General features: G+C 52.1%; 16 protein-coding genes. 9 read left to right on the top strand and 7 right to left on the bottom strand.

Features of this window, described 5'->3' with window-relative positions; translation table 11 throughout:
• Window positions 1-21: 21 nt before the first annotated feature.
• Entirely contained in the window at window positions 22-2,088 is a 2,067-nt protein-coding gene (locus KO508_RS11920) for a TonB-dependent receptor plug domain-containing protein (RefSeq protein WP_216008526.1), read from the bottom strand.
• Window positions 2,089-2,235: 147 nt separating this feature from the next.
• Here KO508_RS11920 and KO508_RS11915 point away from each other — a divergent pair, with 147 nt between their 5' ends.
• From KO508_RS11915 to KO508_RS11900, 4 genes are read left to right on the top strand one after another with little or no spacing between them, the layout of a single operon-like run.
• Window positions 2,236-3,018 carry an ABC transporter permease gene (locus tag KO508_RS11915; RefSeq protein WP_216008525.1) on the top strand — a complete coding sequence of 261 codons (783 nt, stop codon included), beginning with the start codon at window positions 2,236-2,238 and terminating at the stop codon, window positions 3,016-3,018.
• Window positions 3,015-3,755: an ABC transporter ATP-binding protein gene (locus KO508_RS11910; RefSeq protein ID WP_216008524.1), complete on the top strand. Its 741-nt coding sequence runs from the start codon at window positions 3,015-3,017 to the stop codon at window positions 3,753-3,755. Before KO508_RS11915 ends, KO508_RS11910 begins: the two co-directional genes overlap by 4 nt.
• Window positions 3,752-4,777 (top strand): ABC transporter substrate-binding protein, encoded by a 1,026-nt coding sequence (locus tag KO508_RS11905; protein WP_216008523.1) that lies wholly within the window; start codon window positions 3,752-3,754, stop codon window positions 4,775-4,777. The genes KO508_RS11910 and KO508_RS11905 overlap by 4 nt, the downstream gene beginning before the upstream one ends.
• Window positions 4,774-5,976, top strand: coding sequence for an NnrS family protein (locus KO508_RS11900; RefSeq protein ID WP_216008522.1), 1,203 nt, complete (start codon window positions 4,774-4,776; stop codon window positions 5,974-5,976). Before KO508_RS11905 ends, KO508_RS11900 begins: the two co-directional genes overlap by 4 nt.
• Before the next feature lie 5 nt (window positions 5,977-5,981).
• Here the strand turns inward: KO508_RS11900 and trpB are convergent, their stop codons facing one another.
• Window positions 5,982-7,190, bottom strand: coding sequence for a tryptophan synthase subunit beta (trpB, locus tag KO508_RS11895; RefSeq protein WP_216008521.1), 1,209 nt, complete (start codon window positions 7,188-7,190; stop codon window positions 5,982-5,984).
• Window positions 7,191-7,456: 266 nt separating this feature from the next.
• Here trpB and KO508_RS11890 point away from each other — a divergent pair, with 266 nt between their 5' ends.
• A complete protein-coding gene (locus tag KO508_RS11890; protein ID WP_216008520.1) occupies window positions 7,457-10,354 on the top strand; it encodes an EAL domain-containing protein in 2,898 nt (965 codons plus the stop codon).
• Window positions 10,355-10,433: 79 nt separating this feature from the next.
• Complete coding sequence (locus tag KO508_RS11885) at window positions 10,434-12,437, top strand: methyl-accepting chemotaxis protein (protein WP_216008519.1); 2,004 nt, start codon at window positions 10,434-10,436, stop codon at window positions 12,435-12,437.
• A gap of 23 nt (window positions 12,438-12,460) precedes the next feature.
• Here KO508_RS11885 and KO508_RS11880 read toward each other — a convergent pair whose 3' ends face one another.
• The 3 genes from KO508_RS11880 to KO508_RS11870 form a co-directional block, all read right to left on the bottom strand.
• Entirely contained in the window at window positions 12,461-13,654 is a 1,194-nt protein-coding gene (locus KO508_RS11880) for an NAD(P)/FAD-dependent oxidoreductase (protein WP_216008518.1), read from the bottom strand.
• A 61-nt stretch (window positions 13,655-13,715) separates the two neighbouring features.
• Complete coding sequence (locus KO508_RS11875; RefSeq protein WP_216008517.1) at window positions 13,716-14,522, bottom strand: PhzF family phenazine biosynthesis protein; 807 nt, start codon at window positions 14,520-14,522, stop codon at window positions 13,716-13,718.
• Window positions 14,519-14,800 carry a hypothetical protein gene (locus KO508_RS11870; RefSeq protein WP_216008516.1) on the bottom strand — a complete coding sequence of 94 codons (282 nt, stop codon included), beginning with the start codon at window positions 14,798-14,800 and terminating at the stop codon, window positions 14,519-14,521. The genes KO508_RS11875 and KO508_RS11870 overlap by 4 nt, the downstream gene beginning before the upstream one ends.
• 228 nt (window positions 14,801-15,028) lie before the next feature.
• Between KO508_RS11870 and KO508_RS11865 the strand changes: the two genes are divergently transcribed.
• Window positions 15,029-16,444, top strand: a complete 1,416-nt coding sequence (locus tag KO508_RS11865) for a PLP-dependent aminotransferase family protein (protein WP_216008515.1) — start codon at window positions 15,029-15,031, stop codon at window positions 16,442-16,444.
• Here the strand turns inward: KO508_RS11865 and KO508_RS11860 are convergent.
• A complete protein-coding gene (locus KO508_RS11860; RefSeq protein ID WP_216008514.1) occupies window positions 16,441-17,088 on the bottom strand; it encodes a response regulator transcription factor in 648 nt (215 codons plus the stop codon). The genes KO508_RS11865 and KO508_RS11860 overlap by 4 nt on opposite strands.
• Window positions 17,081-18,559 (bottom strand): sensor histidine kinase, encoded by a 1,479-nt coding sequence (locus KO508_RS11855; protein WP_216008513.1) that lies wholly within the window; start codon window positions 18,557-18,559, stop codon window positions 17,081-17,083. The genes KO508_RS11860 and KO508_RS11855 overlap by 8 nt, the downstream gene beginning before the upstream one ends.
• 191 nt (window positions 18,560-18,750) lie before the next feature.
• Here KO508_RS11855 and KO508_RS11850 point away from each other — a divergent pair, with 191 nt between their 5' ends.
• Together KO508_RS11850 and KO508_RS11845 are read left to right on the top strand one after the other, a co-directional pair.
• The gene (locus KO508_RS11850; RefSeq protein ID WP_216008512.1) at window positions 18,751-20,379 is read left to right on the top strand and encodes an acyl-CoA synthetase; all 1,629 of its coding nucleotides are present in this window, start codon (window positions 18,751-18,753) and stop codon (window positions 20,377-20,379) included.
• 97 nt (window positions 20,380-20,476) lie between these two features.
• Window positions 20,477-21,853: a solute carrier family 23 protein gene (locus KO508_RS11845; RefSeq protein WP_216008511.1), complete on the top strand. Its 1,377-nt coding sequence runs from the start codon at window positions 20,477-20,479 to the stop codon at window positions 21,851-21,853.
• Window positions 21,854-22,004: the final 151 nt, after the last annotated feature.

Genomic DNA, 22,004 nt, shown 5'->3' with positions numbered 1-22,004 from the left:
GAGCCCTTTAATTTGCTTGAGTTAAAAACTGCTCTCAAGCCTTGCAATAAGACCCCTGCCCGGTGACAGGACTTCGCCATCAGTTAGGTGTGCTCGATACTGCTTGTCCAACAGATTGTTGCCTTCTAAGGTGACCTTCAGCTTGTTCATATCGCCTATTGAGTCAAAGTTCCATCCTAGCGTTATATCCACGGTCGCATAGCCGGGCGTTGAGGTTTCTGTATTGTTGGAGAAAGTATCTGCAGTTCTATCCTGTTCTGCTACCGCACGAACCTGACCATGCCAATTGAATCCCGGACGGGATTGCTGGCCTACGCCAAGGGTCAATTCTGGCGCTGGCATTTGGTATAACTGCTCATTGTCCTGTTTGTTTTCACCTCGAAGCCAGGTGAGGCTGCCGTCGATATCGATAGATGGAGCTTTGGCATTCATTGCTTCTAGAGGCGTGATGAAACCAACTTCCGCCCCGTAAATTGTTACTTCATCCAGGTTTTCCGTTTGTTTTATCGGCAGGTTGTTGGCCGGGTTGTTGGCACCCGTTACTCGGCCCGCGATGTAGTCATCAATTCGGGTATAAAATGCCGCAAGCTGATACTCACCGAAGCGACCGCGCCCCTTGAGGCCAATCTCTGCACTGGTGGATTTTTCCGGATCGAGTTGAGGGTTCCCTTTGTGGAAATAGCCGTCGCCACGGGATGCATCTTCAAAACGCTCCCGCATATCTGGGGCTCGGTAGGCTGTCCCTACTGAGATGAAGGGGTTGACCATAGCGCTTACGTTGTAGATAGCACCGGTTGACCAGGAAAGGGTTTCGGCACTGCTTTCCAAGCCGGTCGTTCGCGCGCCCGGGCCGTTGCCCACTACTCGGGCATCGCCTGTAACTTTGTCATATCGGGCACCGAACTGAATATTCCAGTTGCCTGTTGCTATATCGTCTTGAACAAACACGCCTTGGCTTTGTATTTCTCCATCTCGAAATGGAGAGTTGGACATGGCTGTATTCGACATCGGTGGGTTGTAGGTAAAACGTGCGGGGTCTGCCGTCATCTCCCAGGCCTCCAGCCCAACAGTAACCAGATGGGCATTGCCAAGGGGCATTCTGTATTGCGCTTTTGCACCATCGGTATCAAAGCTCACGTCGTTCCACACCTGATTTCTATCTTTAAAGTCCCAGAATGCTCTTATCTGCCGTTCAACATTCTGTTGATAAATGCTGGCTTCCAGTGTTCCTGGCCCGATCGAGCCTTCGTAGCCTAGCTCAGTCAGGGTTCTGGTCTGTTTGGGGGAGTGAATTATGAGTGTGCCATTACCGCCAGGACCCGTTTTTGCCGAGCCGGGGTACCAGACATCGCGATCCTCATGTTTTTGCAGGTTCAGGGTCAGCTTTTGATCATCGCTGAGCCTATAGGCGTACTTGGCGAGAAGGGACTCCGAGCGGTAACCGCTTTTATCGACATTACCGGCCGGGGTTTCGTAGTCGTCTACATCTTTAACGGCTGCCCCGAGAACCAGACCATGATCTTTGCTTGAGAGTTTAACTAGGGCTCTGCCAGCAAGACTGCTGTCTACCGTTCCCGTGCTACCAGAGAGTCGGCCGTGAACCTCTTCAGTCTCTGAAAATGTCGCTTCCGGAGTACGCAGGTTTATAGCGCCACCAAGGGCTCCTGTACCATGCTGAACAGAGCCAGGCCCTTTAACTACCTCAACACTATCCAACAGACTCATGGCCGCAAGAGACGCAATGGCACCTTGAGGTTGGGCTGAATTAAGTCGTACGCCGTCTACTAGCATAACAACGCTTTCTTTTTTTAACCCACGTATTACCGGATTACCGCCCCAGGCGCCACCGTCGCCCTGAACGGCAAGGCCAGGCTTTCCTCTAAACAAGTCACCAGCGGTTTCCGCTGCGGCTACTTGATCAGCTGCCAGTTTTTCTAGAGCGCTGGCTGTTTCGAGAGTGTCAGCCTCGTACCCTTTCGCCGTGACGACGAGTTCATTTAGTTGTGCTGGCTGCGAGAATGCTGGTACCGCGAAGGTGGTAGTGGAAGACACTAAAGCAATAGCAATGCTCAATCGGCTGGGGGTCATGAAAGCTCCGAGGATGATGTGTGTGATACGCAAATAAAAGTCATTATCAATAATAATCTAATTGCAAATGAATATCATTTGAGTTTTGTCAAGTAATCATGGGAAAGTAACGTTTACCCTAATCTCTTGATCAAAGAGCGTTGAACTATGAGTCGTCTGATCCGAACCAGTCTGAGTTGGGGTGGCAGCCTTACCGGTATGTTGTTGTTTGTGGCTTTATGGGAGTGGGGGAGCTTGAACTACGGTAGCTTTTTACTGCCGGGGCCGAGAGATGCTCTTCTTTCCATACAGGGTTTTTGGCAACAGGGAGAGCTTTTGACTGCGGTCTGGGCCACAACCTGGCGAGCAATGACCGGGTTTGCTTTGGCATCTTTGGCCGGTTTGATACTCGGCTTGTTGGCCGGCCTGTCTCACACGCTTGGGCGAGCGCTGGAGCCGGTATCAACCGTTCTATTGGGCATTCCTCCGATCGCCTGGATTGTGCTAGCTATTTTATGGTTTGGGAGTGGGTCGATGGCGGCTATCTACACAGTTGCCGCAACAACCTTACCCGTCACGTTTGCGGGTGCACAGATCGGTGCGCGCACGCTTGATAAACGGCTGCAGGAAATGGGCGATGTTTACCGTGCTTCGATTTGGATGCGTTTGTGGGATTTCTATCTGCCCCATATCGTTTCGTATGTGTTTCCGGCGTTGATTACGGCTCTGGGTGTGGCTTGGAAGGTGACAGTCATGGCGGAATTGTTTGCCACAGAAAATGGTGTGGGCGCTGGTCTGGCAATGGCCCGAGTGAATCTCGATACAGCTGGCGCCATGGGCTGGATTTTGGTTGTAGTGGCACTCTTGTTGATTGCTGAGCATGGCTTTTTGCGACCGCTACAAAAGAAAATGGAACCATGGCGCCAGAGCGTCTCGCAGGCAAAAGCATGATGGAACTTCGCAATGCTTCATTGCAGCTTGGGCCCAATAGAATCCTTGAGGCCATCAACTTTAGTGTCCAGCCAGGTGAGTCAGTTTGTCTTGTCGGCCCATCGGGGTGCGGCAAAACCAGTTTATTAAGGCTGGCAGCCGGGCTAGTCGATATTTCTGGTGGCTCAGTGGAAAACCGTTTTGCCTGCACGGCGGCAGTATTTCAGGAACCGCGACTGCTACCCTGGCGGCGCATGTTGGACAATATCGCGCTGGGCCTGAAAGCCAGAAGCGTCCCACGAAAAGAGCGTCTGGAGATAGCGCGGGAGTTGGCAGATTCAGTCGGCCTTGCAGACAAATACACATTATTCCCTCACGAACTCTCCGGCGGTATGCAGCAGAGGGTGGCTTTAGCTCGGGCACTGGCTGTAGGGGCTGATCTGCTTCTGCTGGATGAGCCGTTCAGTGCTTTGGATGTCGGGCTGCGAAATGAAGCTCAGGAGTTGGTACAGCGTCTTGTGGTTGATCGTGGGATTGCCAGTTTGTTGGTGACGCATGATTTAACCGAAGCCTTGCGATTGGCTCACCGTGTTGTCGTTATTTCGGGTTCCCCTGGTCATATAGTTTACGAGCATCGGGTAGATGAGCCATTTGCGAGCAGGACTCAGTCCTGGCTCTATGAAGCTGCAGCTCATTTGTTGAGGCAGCCTGTGGTTAATGAGAGTTTCCTTTATAAACCCCAATCGGAGGTAGCATGAACCCGTTAAGTCGTCGTGATTTACTGAAATTGGCAGCCAACGCGACGCTATTAACGGCTTTGCCTTTCCAGCGTGCCATTGCGCAGGCATCCGGTCAGCTTGTCGCAGCAACACCCTACGGCATTCCACAGGTGATTCTGGCGAGAGCGCTGGAAGACCCCTCCGTGCAAGAGCTGATTCCAAAACGGGAGTTGAAGGCGTGGAAGGACCCCGACCAACTTCGTGCCTGGTTAGCCAGAGCAGAGGTGATGCTTACCGCGACACCCACGAATGTGGCCGCTAACCTCTATAACCGCGGTGTTCCCCTTGTACTAATGAATGTAAATGTATGGGGTACTCTCGGTATGCTCGGGTTGAAAGAGGAGGGCCCCTTGCAATCCGTGAAGGATCTTGCCGGTCGCCATGTGGGTGTGCCTTGGCGTGGCGACATGCCAGATCTGGTATTTCGGTATCTTCTCGGGAAAGCGGGTTTGGAAGTAGGTCGGGATCTTAAAGTAAGCTACCAGTCGAGCCCTTTCGAAACCGTACAAATGTTTGTTGCCCAACGCCTCGATGCAGCCGTTTTACCTGAACCCATGCGCACAGCTACTCGATTGCAAGCTGCACAGTTTGGCCAGTTACCGACGGAGCTGGATTTACAAGAAGAATGGGCGCGACTTACTGGTGAAATAAAGGGTCTGCCGCAAGCCGGAGTTGTTTGTCGCCGAGAGCTTCTGGATCAATATCCTGAGCAGGTTGCGGTAATACAAGGTGCCATCAGACGCGCAGTGGACTGGGTGGCAGCTAAGCCTAATGACGCGGCCGTGGTTGGGAGCCAAAACTCTCCCTTATCTACCAAGGTGTTTGAAGGAGCAATACCTCGAACTCAAATTAGGATGGCCTCTGCCGCAGAGTCTCGACCACAGCTTGAGTCGTTCTTTTCTGCGCTTACAGACCTCTCCAGCGGATTTATCGGCGGCAAACTGCCCGACAATGATTTCTATCTTCCGGAGACAGCTACAAAAGCTGAAGGCAAAGCATGAAGACTGGAATAGCAGGCTTTCAAAGCCCTTGGCTTGCCTATGGGTTTCGGCCATTCTTTTTGTTGGCGGCTCTTTACGCTCCGTTTGCATTGGTTCCGTGGGTAGGTACGCTGCTTCAACAATTTACCTTGCCCATGGCGATGATGCCTATCCTTTGGCATGGCCATGAAATGCTGTTCGGGTTTGCCAGCGCTGCGTTGGTGGGCTTTTTATTAACCTCTATTCCATCCTGGGCGAGCGTACCACATGTTCAAGGTAAAGCGCTTGCTGCTCTGGTTGTTTTATGGCTTCTGGGCAGGCTGGCATTTTGGTTGTCAGCAAGCCTACCGGGAGTCTTGATTGCAGCATTAAATATTGCTTTTCCACTTTCCGTAATTTTCTGGGCAATGCTAGCTTTGCTATCTGCAACAGGGCGTAAACACCTAAGTATAGGTGTTGTATTGCTGGCATTTGTCCTAATTCAGGGACTGTTCTATTTAGGCTGGCTTTGGCCAGAATTAGCGTTGTTATCGCCTCAAGCTGCTCTTAACACTGCGGTAAATGTATTGCTTGTTTTGGTCGCGCTGACAGCGTCACGCATAGTGCGGGTGGTCGCGATGGCCGCAAGAACGGAGGTCGGGGAAACTGGCCCAGTGCGTCTGACACCTGCCCGTGAGTATCTAGCAATTGTTGCCCTTATCGTTTACGTAGTGGCCGATATGCTTGCACCGGGGCACCCAGTTACCGGCTGGATTGCGCTGGCAGCCGCAGCCGCTCAGGCAGACAGGTTGAGCGAGTGGCCATGGGGTAAGGCCATGGGCAAATTATATTTGTTACTACTGACAACGGCTTACCTATGGATGATTGCTGGCTTGTTTCTAGTGGGTATCAGCGCATTGGTAGATAGCTTGCCGGGCTATGCTGGCCGTCATGCACTTTCTGTTGGCGCGGCTGGCACCGCTATTCTGGCTGTATTCTGCATTGCCGGGCTACGGCATACGGGGCGTTCGCTTACTATGCCAAGGCTTATCTGGCCAGCACTGGGTGCGCTTTTTCTTACCGCATTGCTGCGCACCCTCGTGCCGATCTGGTGGCCAGAGATGTATTTGTTGGCTGGCGTTGGCTTGCCTTTTTTGCTGTGGTTGATTGCGTACTTTCTGTACGTGATCGCTTATGCACGGTTTTTAGTTAGTGTGCGTGCAGATGGACTACCCGGTTGACCGGTTTAGTTCAGCCCCAGCTTCTCCGCCACGTAGTCGGCATCTTTGTCCCCACGGCCTGAAAGGTTAACCAGTATCGACTGTTCCTGCGACAGTTTAGGCGCCTCACGTATAGCCCAAGCTACAGCATGGGCGCTTTCCAACGCAGGAATGATCCCTTCTACTCGTGACAGCATCATGAAAGCGTCCAAGCACTCAGTGTCATCGGCGCTGGCGTATTCCACTCGGCCCAGATCTTTCAGGTAGCTGTGTTGAGGACCGCTCCCCGGGTAGTCTAGCCCGGAAGCGATGGAGTGGACTGGCAGCGGGTTGCCTTCGTCGTCTTCGAGCACATAACAGGCCATGCCGTGTATTTGGCCCGGCTTACCAAGTGTCATGGTGGCTGCGTGGCGTTCTGTGTCGAGCCCTTCTCCGGCGGGTTCGACGCCTATCAGTTTGACGCTTTCATCGTTCAAGAAAGCCGTAAAAATGCCCATAGCGTTAGAGCCGCCGCCTACACAGGCTGCTATGTAATTCGGTAGCTTGCTGTAGCGCTCCAGAAACTGCTCGCGGGCTTCGCGACCCACCACGGATTGGAAATCACGAACCATACCCGGGAAAGGGTGTGGCCCAACGACTGAGCCAATTGCATAAATAAAGTTATGTGGGTCTTTAAGGTACTCATCAAATGCGCTATCGACAGCGTCTTTGAGGGTCGCTGTACCACGGGTGACAGGAATTAACGTTGCCCCAAGAATTTTCATCTTGGTTACGTTGGGGTGTTCTTTGGCAATATCCACTGTGCCCATGTGGATCTCACAAGGAATGCCCACTAGAGCGCAAGCAGTTGCCAAGGCAACGCCGTGCTGGCCAGCGCCAGTCTCTGCAATTACCTTGGTTTTGTTCATGAACTTCGCTAATAAGGCTTCACCCAAACAGTGATTTATTTTATGGGCGCCAGTGTGGTTCAGATCTTCACGTTTCAGATAGATGCGGGCGCCTCCGAGTTTTTCGGATAGCCGCCGTGCGTAAAAAATCGGGCTCGGCCGGCCCACGTAATCTGCTAACAGATAGGCCAACTCTTCCTGAAAATCCTTACGTTGACGGATTTCCTGATAGGCAGCACTGATGTCGTCCATTACCTGCTTCATTTCCGGCGGCACAAACTGCCCGCCAAATTCACCAAAAAAGCCTTCTGCGTCGGGCAGGTTATCGTAGGGAGAATCGGTGCTCATATAGGGTGTCTCGCGCGAAATTATGGAGCAATAATAGCGCCCTCCTAAGAGTCCCTCAAATAATACTCGGAAAGGCCGCATTTGCCATGAGAGTGCCATTCGACGCAAACGATGCGTTCGGGTCGGACTGTACTACGCGGAGGATATATTAGGAAAACCTCAAAAAGTTGACGTGTGTCAAAATGATAGCCATATGTATATATGACTATCAAAAGTACATAAATAAATAAATAAAGAATAAAAATATTCAGATAGCGGGGCTTGCAATGGACCGAGAGTACCTACTCAAGAGGCAAGCCTTTACGTCTCCTTCTTTTGAGCAGCGCAGTCAAGGCGCGTTTCGGTTAACTCTGGTCCGCAAACTGGCGCTGGTAACGCTGGCTTTTTTGGTCCTATGGAGTGCTCATGCCGGTGTTGGCTATTTTGGGAGGAGCCAGATCGCTTCTTTTAGTGGGCTGGTTAACGAGGCCGGTAAGCTGCGAATGCATAGTCAGCGTATTGCGTTGTTATCAATCATTTGTGGGAGTGGTGACTTAGGGGAGCGTGCTTCTGGCCTTTCCTGTGTTGATGCTATCGAGCAGAGCATCGATGGCTATGAGTCGAGCCTGCAAGTCTTGAAGACTGCCCCCTTCTCAGTGTTGTTCAAAAGCGACCGGCAGCAGATTAAAGCGAACGTTGAAGAGTTACAGTCCGCTTGGGTCAAGTATCGCGCCGCTGCGGAGCTAGTACTCGACCCCTTGCCCGCGGGCGGATTTTCTGATCAAAAGCAGTATTTTGAATCAAATAACGAGCGGTTGTTGGCCCGGGCTCAAACTCTGACCGAACTGCTGGTTGCAAGCCAGCGTCGTGCTCAGAGTCTGCAGCACAAGGTATTAAACGCATTGCAGTTTTCAGGGTTACTTCTGTTAATTGGGATTACATTTACAGGTTACCGGCAGGGTGTGCGCCCCTTGCGTAATCTGGCGCTTCTAGCGCGCCAATTTGAACTGGGCGATTACGGGTGGCAGCTTGAGTATCAAGCTGGTGATGAAATAGGCGAACTGGTTGAAGCCTTTAACAAGAGTAATCGTCGAACCCGGCATCTTCTCGATCAGTTGCGGGAGGAAGCGGAGGTTGCGCGGTGTGCTGAAATAGAAACCGACAGCATCTTGGAGTCTGCTGCAGATGGGATAATCATCAGTTCGGGTGATGGAAACATTGTTCGAATGAATCGGGAGGCCGAGCGAATTTTCGGATACCCGCGAGAAGAGCTGTTGGGACGAAATATTGATGAACTGGTTCCGCATCGTTATCGAAAGGCTCACCGTGCCAATCACAGTCACTATATCAGCCAGCCAAAAGCTCGAGCGATGGGGGGCACCATTGCTGCTTTGCGCAAGGATGGCAAAGAGGTACCGGTAGAGATTAGCCTCAGCCCGGTAAGCGATAGTAGTCAGCACCGAGTGATCGCGGTGGTTCGGGATGCTACCCAGCGGTTGAAAATGGAGGCAGACCGGCAGCGCCTTTTGTCGATCCTTGATGCAACGCCAGACATCACGGCCATGTTTACGAAAGATCGTAAGCTGATATACCTCAACCCGGCAGGGCGAAGATTGCTTAGAGGAATTCACACCGAAGACGTCGCAAATCAAAAGCTGGATGATTTGTTAACCCCTGCCTCACTGCGACTGATACGCGAACAGGCTTTACCCAAGGCTTTGTCCGATGGTCTTTGGAGTGGGGAACTTCAGCTATGGAGCGAGTCGGCAGGAGAAATTCCTGTTTTGTTACTACTGATTGCCCACAGTAGCGGTGACGGAAACGAGCGCCACTTGTCGGCAATTGCCAGAAACATTAGTGAGCGTAAGCGGTTTGAAGCGGAGCTGTTACAGCGAGCCACCCATGATGAGTTGACCGGCCTGGCTAATCGAGCACTGTTTGAGGATCGTCTTGAACAAGCTATTCATCAGTCGCAACAGAATAACCTGATGGTCGCTGTTGTGTTCATTGATCTCGATAACTTCAAACTGGTTAACGATACGATGGGCCATGCAGTTGGTGACATTTTGCTGCGTGAGATTGGGCGCCGATTAGAGGCGCACCTGCGCATACATGACACAAAGGCACGCCTGGGGGGAGATGAATTTACAGTTATTCTGGATCGCCTGTCCAAACCTGAAGATGCCATGACAATTGTGCGAAATCTAGGCGAAGCCCTGCGCCAGCCAATCTTACTGATGGGGCGGGAGTTTACTGTAACTACCAGCATTGGGGTTAGCATTTATCCCTTTGATGGTAACGATCCTGAAACGCTGCTGATGCACGCCGATACAGCAATGTATCAGGCTAAATCAGCAGGGCGAAACAGACATTGTTTCTTTGTGCCTGAGATGAATATAGAGGTTTCAGAGCGCCTGAATATTGAAAATGACTTACGACATGCTCTAGCTCACGATGAGTTGAGGTTGCACTATCAGCCAGTGGTTGATGCTAAAAGCAAAATGATTGTTGGTTGTGAGGCGCTGTTGAGATGGCAGCATCCCAAGCATGGCTTTATGCAGCCAGACCGGTTTATTCCCATAGCCGAGGAAAGTGACCTCATTATCGACATTGGGCAGTGGGTGCTGGAGCAAGCATGCCAGCAAGCGCGAAAGTGGCAGGACTTAGGGCTTATGACTGGTTTCGTGGCTGTTAATGTGTCTGCGCGTCAGTTGCGCGAGCCTGCATTGACGCAGACGGTACAGAAGGCTTTAGAGATTAGCGGCCTATTGCCAAACAAGCTTGAGTTGGAGTTGACTGAAGGGAGTGTTTTGCAGGGAACGATCATAGCTCGTCGGATACTTGATGAAATTCAGGGGCTTGGGGTGCGTTTGGTTGCGGATGACTTTGGTACAGGGTATTCGAGTCTGAGCTTTTTAAAACTGTTCAGATTTGACAAGGTCAAAATCGATCGGGAGTTTGTACGCGATATGCTTTCTGACCAAGGTGATGCGGCCATCGTTAAGGCAACCATAGCTATGGCGCATGCGTTTGGTGCAACGGCTGTTGGTGAGGGGGTGGAAACAGCCGCTCAAGCAGGTGTTATACATCATTGTGGCTGTGATCAATTGCAGGGCTATTTTTTCGGAAGACCCATGAGCGTCTCGGATCTTCAAGAATTTTTACACTTGGGAGCGCTGGAATGAACACATAGTGTTGGTCAGGGCATTGGACTCTTGAGGGTAATTAATCAGAAAAACAAAACTCTTTACGGATCTGTATCTTATGTTGAAGTCGCTCTTTAAGCCCGGTGTTTATATTCTAGGAAAGTTACGCTACTCGAAAAAGTTTATGGTGATCGGAGTGGCCTTTCTTCTCCCTCTCCTGATCATTGGTGTCCTGCTGATGCAGGAGAAGGCTGGAGTTGTAAGTTTTACAGCTAATCAAAGGGTTGGCTTAGTAGAAATAAAGCAGGTTCGATTTGCAATTGAGTTGGTGCAGGAGCATCGGGGGCTGTCTGCCGCATATCTGGGCGGTGCAGAGAATTTTGTAGGACGAATGAAGACGCTTCAGGGGCGGGTGCAGCAGTCTTTGCAGCACCTGAGTCAACTCACTCTGACCGAAAAGGGGCTGGATTTGCCTGCAACTTGGGCGCAACTGGTGCACAACCTGAAAGATCTCGATCAGGGGAAAAGCTTCAGGCAGCACACGGATCTGATCAGTGATCTGTTTGCGATGGGCGACACCATTCGTGAGAAATCCGGCCTTAGCCTCGATTCATCTGCTGACACTTACTATCTCATTTCCCTCATAACGACTTCCTATCCACAAATTGCTGAGGCCATGGGGCAGGCCCGCGGCTTAGCTTCGGGCATAGCGGCAAGAGGTGCACATCAGGGTGATAGCCGTATTGCTTTGGCCAATCGCCAGGATCGCATAAGCCAGTACTATAAGCTGATCCAGTTTAATTTATCCCAATCTGTGCACCACCAGCCTGAGCTCAAAAAGGAACTGAATCAGGCTAAACAAGAAATGCAGCGAGTTGTTAGTCGGTATATTGAATTGCTGCATAAAGAATTTCGTAAGCCGGAAAAAATCAGCGTGTCTGCGGTGCAGATCAGTGAAACAGCAACTGAGGCGATCGATGAAGTCTATAGCGAGTTCGACCGAATGATTCCTGTGGTTGATGGCGCTCTCGCAGAGAGAGAAGCTGCTGCGGCTTTCGTCTTTCACTCCACTATTGGTTTGCTGGCACTGGTCCTGCTGACCATGTGTTACCTGTTTACCTCTTTCTATAACGGCGTTAACGCCAGTATCAGCAATCTTATGCAGGCTACGGAGGCGCTTGCAAAAGGTGATCTTACCTACAAGGCGAAACGCTTGGGAAATGACGAGTTAACGGAAGTCTCTGAGTCGCTAAATGTAATGGCAGATCAATTCCGGAATATCGTCAAGCAGGTTACGGGATCTGCCGAGCAACTGGCACAGGCGTCGGAAGAACTCTCTGCAGTAACGGAAGAAAGTGCCCAAAGCGTCCATAAACAAAAGCATGAGACGGATCAGATTGCCTCTGCCATGACCGAGATGTCGACTACGGTTCGTGAAGTCGCCGCAAACGCTGAACTCGCCGCTGATGCTGCGATGGCAGCTAAAGATCAAGCCAAGGACGGAAACGCTATACTGCATCAGATGACGGAGCAAATTTCTGGGCTGGCAAATGCCCTGAGCCAGTCAACTGAGGTTGTGGTAGCACTGAATGCCAACAGCAACGAAATCGGGTCAGTTTTGCAGGTGATTAGTGATATTGCCGAACAAACCAATCTACTTGCGCTCAATGCGGCCATCGAGGCCGCTCGGGCGGGTGATAGTGGGCGAGGCTTTGCTGTAGTCGCTGATGAAGTGAGGTCGCTTGCCGGGCGAACACAGTCCTCCACTGAACAGATTCGAGACACGATCTACAGGTTACAGGAAGGTGCAAAAACTGCGATGCAGAGCATGAATAAATGCCATGATTCGAGCGCCGAATCCGTTAACCTGTCTCATAAAACGGAAGCTTCACTTAAGGCAATTATGGTGGGTGTCGATAGCATTTCCGATATGGGGGCTCAAATTGCCAGCGCAACGGAAGAGCAATCGACAGTTTCAGAAGAAATGAGCAGGAATGTGGAGCAAATCTCCGATGTGGCTGATCAAACCTCGGCTGCATCTAATCAGATTGCTCAGGCCAGTCAGAGCTTGTCGAAATTGGCTCAGAATCTGGCTAGTCAGGTGGCGCAATTCAGCACATAGATGATCTGGCAATGGTGCAGTCGTCAAACTGCCAACCCCGCCGCGACCCCCGAAGCCCAAGCCCATTGAAAATTGTGCCCACCCAAGTGCCCGGTCACATCCACAACCTCGCCGATAAAATACAAGTTCGGATGCTCCAGTGCTGCCATCGTTTTCGACGAAAGCTGACGGGTATCTACGCCGCCTAAGGTAACTTCGGCCGTTCGGTATCCCTCTGTGCCTGCCGGCTTAACCGTCCACTGGCCCAGCGTTTCCGAGACTCTTTCAAGATCGCTGTTCTTATAGTTCTGCAGAGGGCCTTCCCAGCGGTGTAGCTCGCTAAAGGTCTGTGCGAATCGCTTAGGCAAATGCTGGATAAGATATTGTGCGATGGTTGATTGCGGCTTTTGTTTGCGCAGCGATTCTAAATCTTCCCGAATGTTGCGCTCCGGCAGCAGATTGATGGTTAGCGGGTTACCGGGTTGCCAGAAACTAGAGATTTGCAGCATTGATGGCCCGCTTAACCCGCGATGTGTTACCAGCATGGGTTCTCGGAAATAGTGGTTGTTGCAGGACGCTTCCACGGGGCAGCTAACACCAGAGAGCGGGGCCAGTTGTTGTTTCAATTCGGGATGCAGAGTGAAAGGCACAAGCCCAGCTCGGGTGGGCAGAACAGTAAGCCCGAATTGCCGTGCGACTTCGTAGCCAAAACCTGTGGCGCCCATGGTGGGGATGGAAAGACCGCCACAGGCGATAACCAGAGATTCGCAGGTGAGGGTGCCTGAACTGGTGTTAACGCGGAAGTCTCCAGCACTCCGGGTAATGCTCTTTACGCTGGTTTTCATGCGAATTTCAGCTCCGGCCCATTCGCACTCCGTCAGCAGCATGGCAAGTATTTCTTTCGCGCTGTCTTTGCAGAACAGTTGGCCAGCGGCCTTTTCTTCGTGCTCAATGCCGTGGCGTTCAACGAGGTCCAGAAAATTCTGTGGGGTGTAGCGCTTAAGGGCAGAAATACAAAAGTGCGGATTGTCGGATAAAAAATTGCTGGGTGTACTGTTCAGGTTGGTGAAGTTGCAGCGCCCACCACCAGACATGAGGATTTTTTTCCCGGGCTTGTTGGCTTGATCAATTACCAACACCTTGCGCCCGCGATAACCTGCTGTGGCAGCGCACATGAGGCCAGCGGCTCCTGCGCCGATAATGATCACATCGTACTGGGTGCTGGAACTTGCCGCCATTGCTGCTCGCCGGTTGGTTTGTTTGGCGCGCAGTATACCAGCCTCAAAGCCTCGATTCGGCTCATTCCAGATAAACCGCGCCTTCCATATAAAACGCAGCCTGCCCGGCGATTGCAACTCGATCGCCCTTGAGTTCGCAGCGCAGTACACCGCCCCTTTCAGACAATTGCCTAGCTTCCAGTTTGGTTTTGCCGAGCTTTTCGGCCCAGTAGGGCACTAAAGCGCTGTGAATCGAGCCGGTAACTGGGTCTTCATCAATGCCCGAGCCCGGTGCGAAGTAGCGGCTCACAAAATCCACCTCGTCGCCGGGTGCGGTAATGATTAGGCCCATATTGCCCAGCTGTTTTAATATTCTCAGGTCCGGCTGCGCCGCTTTCACCGCTGCTTCGTTTTCCAGAACGATCATGTCATTTGTATCTGCCGGCACGTGAAAAACGCTCGCAGGCGCATGATCGAGGGCTTCGGTGACGATTGCGGGCGCCTGCCGCTCTTCTATCGAAAGGCTAGGGAAATCTAGCTCCAGCCAGTCGCCAGATCTTTTGTGTACCGCCAGAGGGCCGCTTTTGGAATGGAAGCGAACGGTGTTTTCGGGCCAGCCCAGTTTGTTAAAAATGACCCAAGCACTGGCCAAAGTGGCATGCCCGCAGAGCGGTACTTCTACGCGCGGAGTGAACCAGCGTATCTGAAAGTTTGCGCCCTCAGGGTTGGCCTCAGGCACAAAAAAGGCCGTTTCTGCCAGATTGTTCTCGGCCGCCAGTGCCTGCAAGGTTTCGTCCGGAAGCCAACTTCCCAAAGGCATCACGGCGGCGGGGTTACCCTTGAAAATGTCGCTGGTAAACGCGTCTACCTGATAAATAGGGTAAGTCATGTTCTATTCTCCGGAAGCAAACGCTTAGCGTAGTGGTGAGCTTTGTAGCTGGCAAACTGAGCAAGTTCACGGGCACTGTAAAAATGGAGTTCGGGCAGGGCGGTGTGGTGTGTTGCCACCCAGTGTTCCTGATCCACTTTATTAACAGAAAACCCTAAATGTTCCAGCCATTGGTGGCTAGTTTTCCCTCCGTCCTCAAATAATGACGGAACGTTTGGCTGAAACCCAAAAAGATTGTTACGTGTTGCCGCCTGTGCGTGATTATTTGCTATGCCCACGATGAAACTCCTTCTTCTGTTTGCGATGAAGTCATTGTCCTCCTGTGCATACAGCCATAACAGATTCAGATAGTATGATTTTGAACCGGTACAGAATGGTTGTTGCGCAATCTGTACCGGTTATTTTTGCCGGTATCTGTACTCTTCTCGTTGGATGCCGATCTGCTGCAATGGCAGCTCGCGTGCCGCTACAGGCAAGTGAATGAGTGATTAAGCGAGGCAAATCGAATGGGTGTTCTCTATAACCAAGTAGCAGATAGGCTGCAGGCGCTGATACAAGACGGCGTATACCGTGATGGCGACCGCCTGCCGGGTGTACGGATATTGAGCAAACAGATGGAAGTAAGTATTTCAACGGTACTGCAGGCGCACCAAACCCTAGAGGCCCGAGGTTACCTCCAAGCCCGGGAGCGCAGCGGGTATTTTGTGCGCTTACCTCTCGTTGACGTGCCAGAACCGGTTATGCGTAAGCATCGGAGCAAGCCTGTCCCTGTTAGTGCGCGCGAGATGACTTTGGACTTGTGTGCAGATGAGCAGAAGCGCATGGTGCCGCTGGCGACCGCCGTTCCCCATGCTGACTTTCTGCCGTTGCGGCAGATTCAGCAGAGCACGATGTGGGCGGCACGGCATGGCCTTGAGACACTGGACTATGCGTTCCCCGGCAAAGAGTCACTGCGCCGACAGATTGCGCAGCGTATGGCTTCTGTGGGTGTTCCGGTTACGCCAGATGATGTTCTTGTCACCAATGGTGCTCAGGAAGCTATTATTCTGGGCTTGCGTGCCGTTACCCAGCCCGGGGACATTGTCGCCGTTGAGTCGCCATCGTTTCCGGGTATTCTTCAGGCTCTTGAAGTGGTCGGGCTGCGAGCGATAGAAATACCCACTCACCCATCCGATGGCCTTAGCCTTGAAGGTTTGCAGCTCGCTTTGGAGCAGTGGCCCCTGAAAGCCTGTGTGGTGGTGAGCAATCACAGCAACCCTATGGGAGCCAGAATGCCGGACGAGCGCAAGAAGCAGCTTGTGTCCATGCTAGCCGCCGCTGATGTGCCTTTGATTGAAGACGACATCTACGGAGACCTTTATCACACAGGAGAACGGCCAAGACCTGCCAAGGCCTTTGATCGCGCCGATAACGTCATCTACTGCAACTCTTTTTCAAAGACCATTTCACCCGGGCTTAGGCTGGGTTGGATGTTGCCCGGTCGCCACATGGCAGGTGCCCGGCAGCAAAAATACTTTTCCAACCTGGCGACATCGTCTATTCCGCAAATGGCGGTTGCGCACTTTCTTGAACAAGGCGGATACGATCGCTATCTGCGCTCAGCCCGACAGAACTACCGCGAGGCGATAGAGCGCATGAGAGCCGCTGTGGCACGCTCATTTCCAGTGGGTACGGCAGTCAGCAGGCCTCAGGGGGGCTTTGTGCTCTGGGTGCAATTGCCTGCAGGCGTTTCCGGCACACGGGTTTATCATCGTGCGCGTGCAGAGAATATCAACGTTGCACCGGGCCTGATGTTCTCGATTTCAGGCAAGTTCGAATCATGCCTACGGCTAAACGGTGGTAATCCGTGGTGCGAGAGAATTGATCAAGCCATTGCGAGACTTGGTGCATTGACCCATGAAGAGCAGGCGCTGAAAGGCTAAGGGCGCAGGTGCAATGGGTCAATCAATCCAGCGGTCACTGCTACCCCTGTAACATCGGGCAGTCGTTCCACGCCCAGTCGCTTCATGACGCGCGCCCGGTAAAGATCAATCGTTTTGACACTCACCCCAAGTTGTTCGGCAATTTCCCTGCTGATATAGCCTTGTGCCATAGGCAGAAAAACATCCCGTTCGCGGCGCGTTAGTGTTGAGATGAGCGCGTGTGTTTGCTCGTCGCCCAACTGGCGGTTGTTGGAGTGCTGGTGAGCCTCTAGTGCCTGTTGCACGCTGTCCAGTAATAGCTGCTCATTGAATGGCTTTTCAATGAAATCGAAGGCGCCGGACTTGAAGGCCCGGACCACTATGGGAACATCGGCATGGCCAGAAACAAAAATAATCGGTAACTTAATACCACGCTTTTGCAGCTCCTCTTGAACGTTGAGCCCTCCGAGGCCAGGCATTCTTACATCCAGAACTACGCAGCCCCCTTTTTCATCGTCAAGAGCATCAAGGAACTTTCGCCCGTCGCTATAAGCCCTTACATTCAAACCGACAGACTCTAGCAGCCACTGGGTTGACTCCAGCATGCCAGCGTCGTCATCAACAACGTAAACAGTGGGGGTTGCCGGGGCAGGTTGGTTACTCATTCGGAGCAGTCTCCATGCTTTGTATGCGTTTGTTTGCAGGTGCAGCCGGGAAGCGACAGGTTAAAGTAAGGCCGCCTGTTGGAGCTGTCTGGGCGTCCAAAAAACCGCCAAAGCCTTCAATAATCGAGCGGCTCATGGAAAGGCCTAGCCCAAGACCCCGAGGTTTACTAGTGTAAAAGGGCTGGAACATTTGCCTGATTCCCTGTTCATCAAGGCCGGGTCCTTCGTCTGTTACATCGATCAGTGTTTCACCTTCGCTGTTTATAGATGTTGAGATGATCAGGTGGGAACCTTCGTTGTCCCGTCGATGGGTGCGCGCCTCCGCATTTGCTTCCATACCGTTACGGATCAAATTGATCAGTACCTGCTCCATCAACACCGGGTCAGCGATAATCGTCGGTTCACTGGTAGCAGGTGTGCAGATAATATCGACGTTGTTTTTGTCAGCCTCCCATTGGCAAAGGCGGGCGACATTCATGATGGTTTCGTTTAGCTGGACAGCTGCTGTGCGCTTCTGGCCTTTGCGCAGGAATGCGCGTAAGTGTTTGATGACTTCAGAAGCGCGATTGGCATGGTGGATGATTTTCTCAAGCCCATCATTAACACGCTCAAGGTGTTCGGCATGTGTGTCTGCACTTTTCAGATAGCGTTGACTGGCGCTGGCAAAGTTGACGATGGTTGCCAGAGGCTGGTTCATCTCGTGGGCAATGCTGGACGCTAATTCCCCAAGTGCAGCAAGCCGGGCGGTGCGAGCAAGCTCGTCGGCCAAAAGGCGGTTGTTGTCTTCTGACGCTACCCTTGCCGTGATGTCCCGGGATACGCTTACGACCTCAACCACAGCGCCGGTATAGGTTTCTCTAATAGCCCGGCTTGCGATTTCGAACCAGCGTTTACTCCCATCACGGTGGGTTAAGTCCAACGTCATGGTGGCATAGCCATCATCTCTCAAACGGTTGCGCGTCTCCGTTAGCTGTCGGGTGGCGCTGTCACTCTGAAAAATGTCCTCTAGTAACTTGCCCCTAAGCTCTTCTGGCCAATACCCAAGCAAGCGCCATGACGCCTGAGTTGCGTCGATAAAGCGCCCATCCGGAGCATGCCGTGAAATTAGATCGGTAGTGTTTTCGGTGATCACTCGGTAGAGACGGTTTGATCGGATGGCTTGCTCGTGGGTCAGAACGTCGGCTGTGGCATCCCGACCTCGGGCGAGCACCTCGCCAGTTTGCACGCAGGGAATAAACGTCCATTTCAGTATGGTGTTGTTGATCCGGGTTTCGACATCTTCAATAGCCCGGGTTTGTTGCAATGTGGCCTTTACCAAAGCCTGAACATTCGTTGGCAGCAGACCAGCGGCGTTTGTCAGGTCATGTTCTATCCCCAATTCCTTGGCTGCCAGATTGCTTTGTAAGACGCTGGCGAGCTTATCCAGTCTCAGCCCGGGTTGCGGGTCTGCATCTGACAAACTAATACTCATAGTGATAACCGCATTTTCCGAAAATGAAATATATAGTGTTTGTACTATAATACAATGGTGCAATTTCTAGTTTTTGTTTGGTTTAATATTATTTCGGCCATAAAAGGCTATGAGTAGTCTAACGATTTTGCGGAATACGCCACAAGAACAACAGCCTCACAGACGGCAGACCTACCGAGAGGAATACCCCCATGACCTCAATCTTCGATCAAGGCCTTACGCCCCTTGATGCCAATTACGCAGTTCAATCGCCGATTGATTTTATCGAACGCACGGCCAGCGTTTACCCGGATTATCCCGCTATTATTCATGGGGCTATCCGCTATAACTGGGCCCAAACCTACGACCGCTCCCGGCGGCTTGCTTCGGCGCTGAAAGGTCGTGGTATTGATCGTGGAGACACTGTGGCCGCCATGTTGCCCAATATTCCAGCCATGGTGGAGTGCCACTTCGGTGTGCCGATGATGGGCGCTGTTTTAAACACTCTGAATGTGCGTCTGGATGCAGAGGCCATTGCATTTATGCTGGAGCACGGCGAAGCAAAAGCTGTTATTGCCGATCGTGAGTTTGGTGATGTGGTGCGCGATGCCGTCAGCCGCTTGGAAAACAAACCGTTGGTTATCGATGTGGACGACCCTGAATACGGTGAGGGTGTTCAGGTCAGTGATTTGGACTACGAAGCGTTTTTGCAGGAAGGTGATCCAAACTTCCAGTGGAGCTTTCCGGACAACGAGTGGGACGCCATATCGTTGAACTATACTTCCGGCACCACAGGCAACCCGAAAGGGGTGGTTTATCACCACCGTGGCGCTTACATCAACGCCTTGGGTAATCAGGCTGTGTGGTCGATGGGAATGCATCCGGTATATCTCTGGACCCTGCCAATGTTCCACTGCAACGGCTGGTGCTTTCCATGGACGATCACTGCTATGGCAGGAACTCATGTTTGCTTGCGTAGGGTTGATCCGGAAAAAATTCTACAGTTGATTCGCGACCATCAGGTTACGCACATGTGCGGCGCACCCATTGTGCTGAACGCTCTACTGAATGTACCTGCAGAGTCTAAAGCTGGCATTGATCACGAAGTGCGTTCGATGACAGCTGGCGCAGCGCCACCTGCCCAAGTGATCGGTGCGGTAGAGGAAATGGGCATCAAAGTGACTCACGTTTACGGTTTAACGGAAGTTTATGGCCCGGTGACTGTGTGCGCGTGGAAGTCTGAGTGGGATGATCTGCCGTTACATGATAGAGCGAAGATAAAAGCCCGCCAAGGCGTGCGCTATCACACCCTCGCGGGCACCATGGTGGGCGATCCGAATACCATGGAAGCCGTGCCCAAAGATGGCAAAACCATTGGCGAGATATTCCTGCGCGGTAATAGTGTTATGAAGGGTTATCTGAAAAACCCGAAAGCCACTGAAGAAGCCTTCCGTGGCGGCTGGTTCCATACCGGCGACCTCGCTGTATGGCACGAAGACGGTTATATGGAAATCAAGGATCGTTTGAAGGACATCATCATTTCTGGCGGTGAGAACATATCCACCATAGAGGTTGAAGATACGTTATATCGACACCCTGCTGTTCTGGAGGCCGCTGTTGTCGCGCGTCCAGATGAGAAGTGGGGCGAGACGCCTTGCGCCTTTGTGACTTTAAAACCGGAGGCCGGGGATGTGAGCGAAGAAGAGATTATCAACTTCTGCCGCGAACACTTGGCTCGCTTTAAAGTGCCAAAAACTATTATCTTCTCAGAACTGCCCAAAACGTCCACGGGCAAGATCCAGAAGTTCGTATTAAGGGATCAAGCCAAAGAGCTTCACTGACCTCCCAAAGGGCAGCGCCAACTCTGGCGCTGCCGGATACCAAATCACAATAACCTAATCAGGCACGCTCTGAGCGACTGTGCCGGGAGACTCTGCTATGCAAATGTTCCATCGAAAAAACGGGGAAGAGCAGCCGTTCTGGCCTGCAGGCCCTTTCAAAATCCGCCTTCCTTTTGTGCATTATCGCTGGGAATTTGCGGAAATGGTCCAAGCACTGATCATGTTTGTGGTTAGCTTGGCCATGATCCCTCTGCTGCAAAAATACCTTGGAGTGCCTTATGACGTAGCACTTGCCTATGCGGTTATTTGCGGTATTGGCTTTATGCTACCGGCCTTGCTGGGGGTACCACTGGTTCCGGGCTGGATTACGCCGGGTATTCCCGTTGTGCTGCTTTTTCTGAGTGATTTCGAGCCGGGCCCCGAGGCTATACAGGCGATGTTCGCCTTGCAGTTTTTAGTGTTTATTATCTTCCTATTTCTGGGTGTCACCCGGTTGGGGAGCAAGTTGGTGGATCTTATTCCTCGGTCCATGAAGGGCGGCATTATTATCGGCGCCGGCATCGCAGCTCTGATGGGCGAAATTGAAGTAGGCGGTCGCGTGGCCAATACGCCTATATCGCTGATTGTTGGCGGCTTGGTTTGTTTGTACCTCATGTTTTCTGTGTCGTTCAAGGGCTTTGTTGAGAGCAATTCCTTTGCCCGCAAAATCGCCAACTACGGCATGGTGCCGGGTATGGTTGTGGCTATTCTCGTGGGTTTTGCCACAGGCGAATACGATGTACCGAATGTTGAGTGGGGCATTACCAAACCCGCCTTTGACGAGTTGTGGAACTATCTGCCGTTTACTGTCGGATTCCCCGACCCCAAAGTCTTCCTGTACGCCGTTCCGACCGCGGTCATCGCTTACATTATTGCCTTCGGGGATATTGTAGTGGGCCAATCCCTTATGAACCGTGTGGACCATCTGCGTAAAGACGAGGATATCGACAACAGCATAGATCGCGTGCATTTGGTAACGGCCATCCGTAACGGCGGTCACGCGTTCTTTGCGCCATATCCTGGTCTGGCTGGCCCAATTTGGACCGCCGTAACCGCCACCATGGCCGAGCGTTACAAATACGGACGCAACGCTATGGACTCCATCTATAGTGGCGGCGGCACCTTCTGGATCACCGGCTTTATTGCCCTGTTTATCCTACCTTTGGTGAGCTTTTTCCAGCCGGTATTGCCCATAGCCTTGTCTCTGACGCTCTTGTTGACCGGCTACATCTGTTTGATGGTGGGTTTGGAGCAGTTGGAAAATAATACCGAGCGGGGTATTGCGGGCACCATGGGCGTGGTATTGGCTGTCTATGGAGCAGGCTGGGGCCTTGGGACCGGAGTGGTGCTCTACTTGCTGATAGAGCGAACCAAACTGATTGGCTTTACTCCAGATCCCGAAGCGCCGGGTGTGGAAGAGTCAAGCAAGGATTGAAGTTTTGGCCTCCGGCTTCAGTTGGAGGCAGTTTAGAGTCCGTGTGTCTTTGGGAGGCGAAATGCCTCCCCTTTTTTTACCTATAACTTTTGAATGACGATGTGTCATTTTGTGACAACTTGTCCGTTTTTCTGGCTTGCCCCTTCCTTCT

The organism is Marinobacter salexigens, assembly GCF_018860765.1.
GTDB classification, from domain to species: Bacteria; Pseudomonadota; Gammaproteobacteria; order Pseudomonadales; family Oleiphilaceae; genus Marinobacter; species Marinobacter salexigens_A.
Note: the sequence above shows the minus strand (reverse complement) of the source record. Positions and strands in the feature narration are given on the sequence as shown.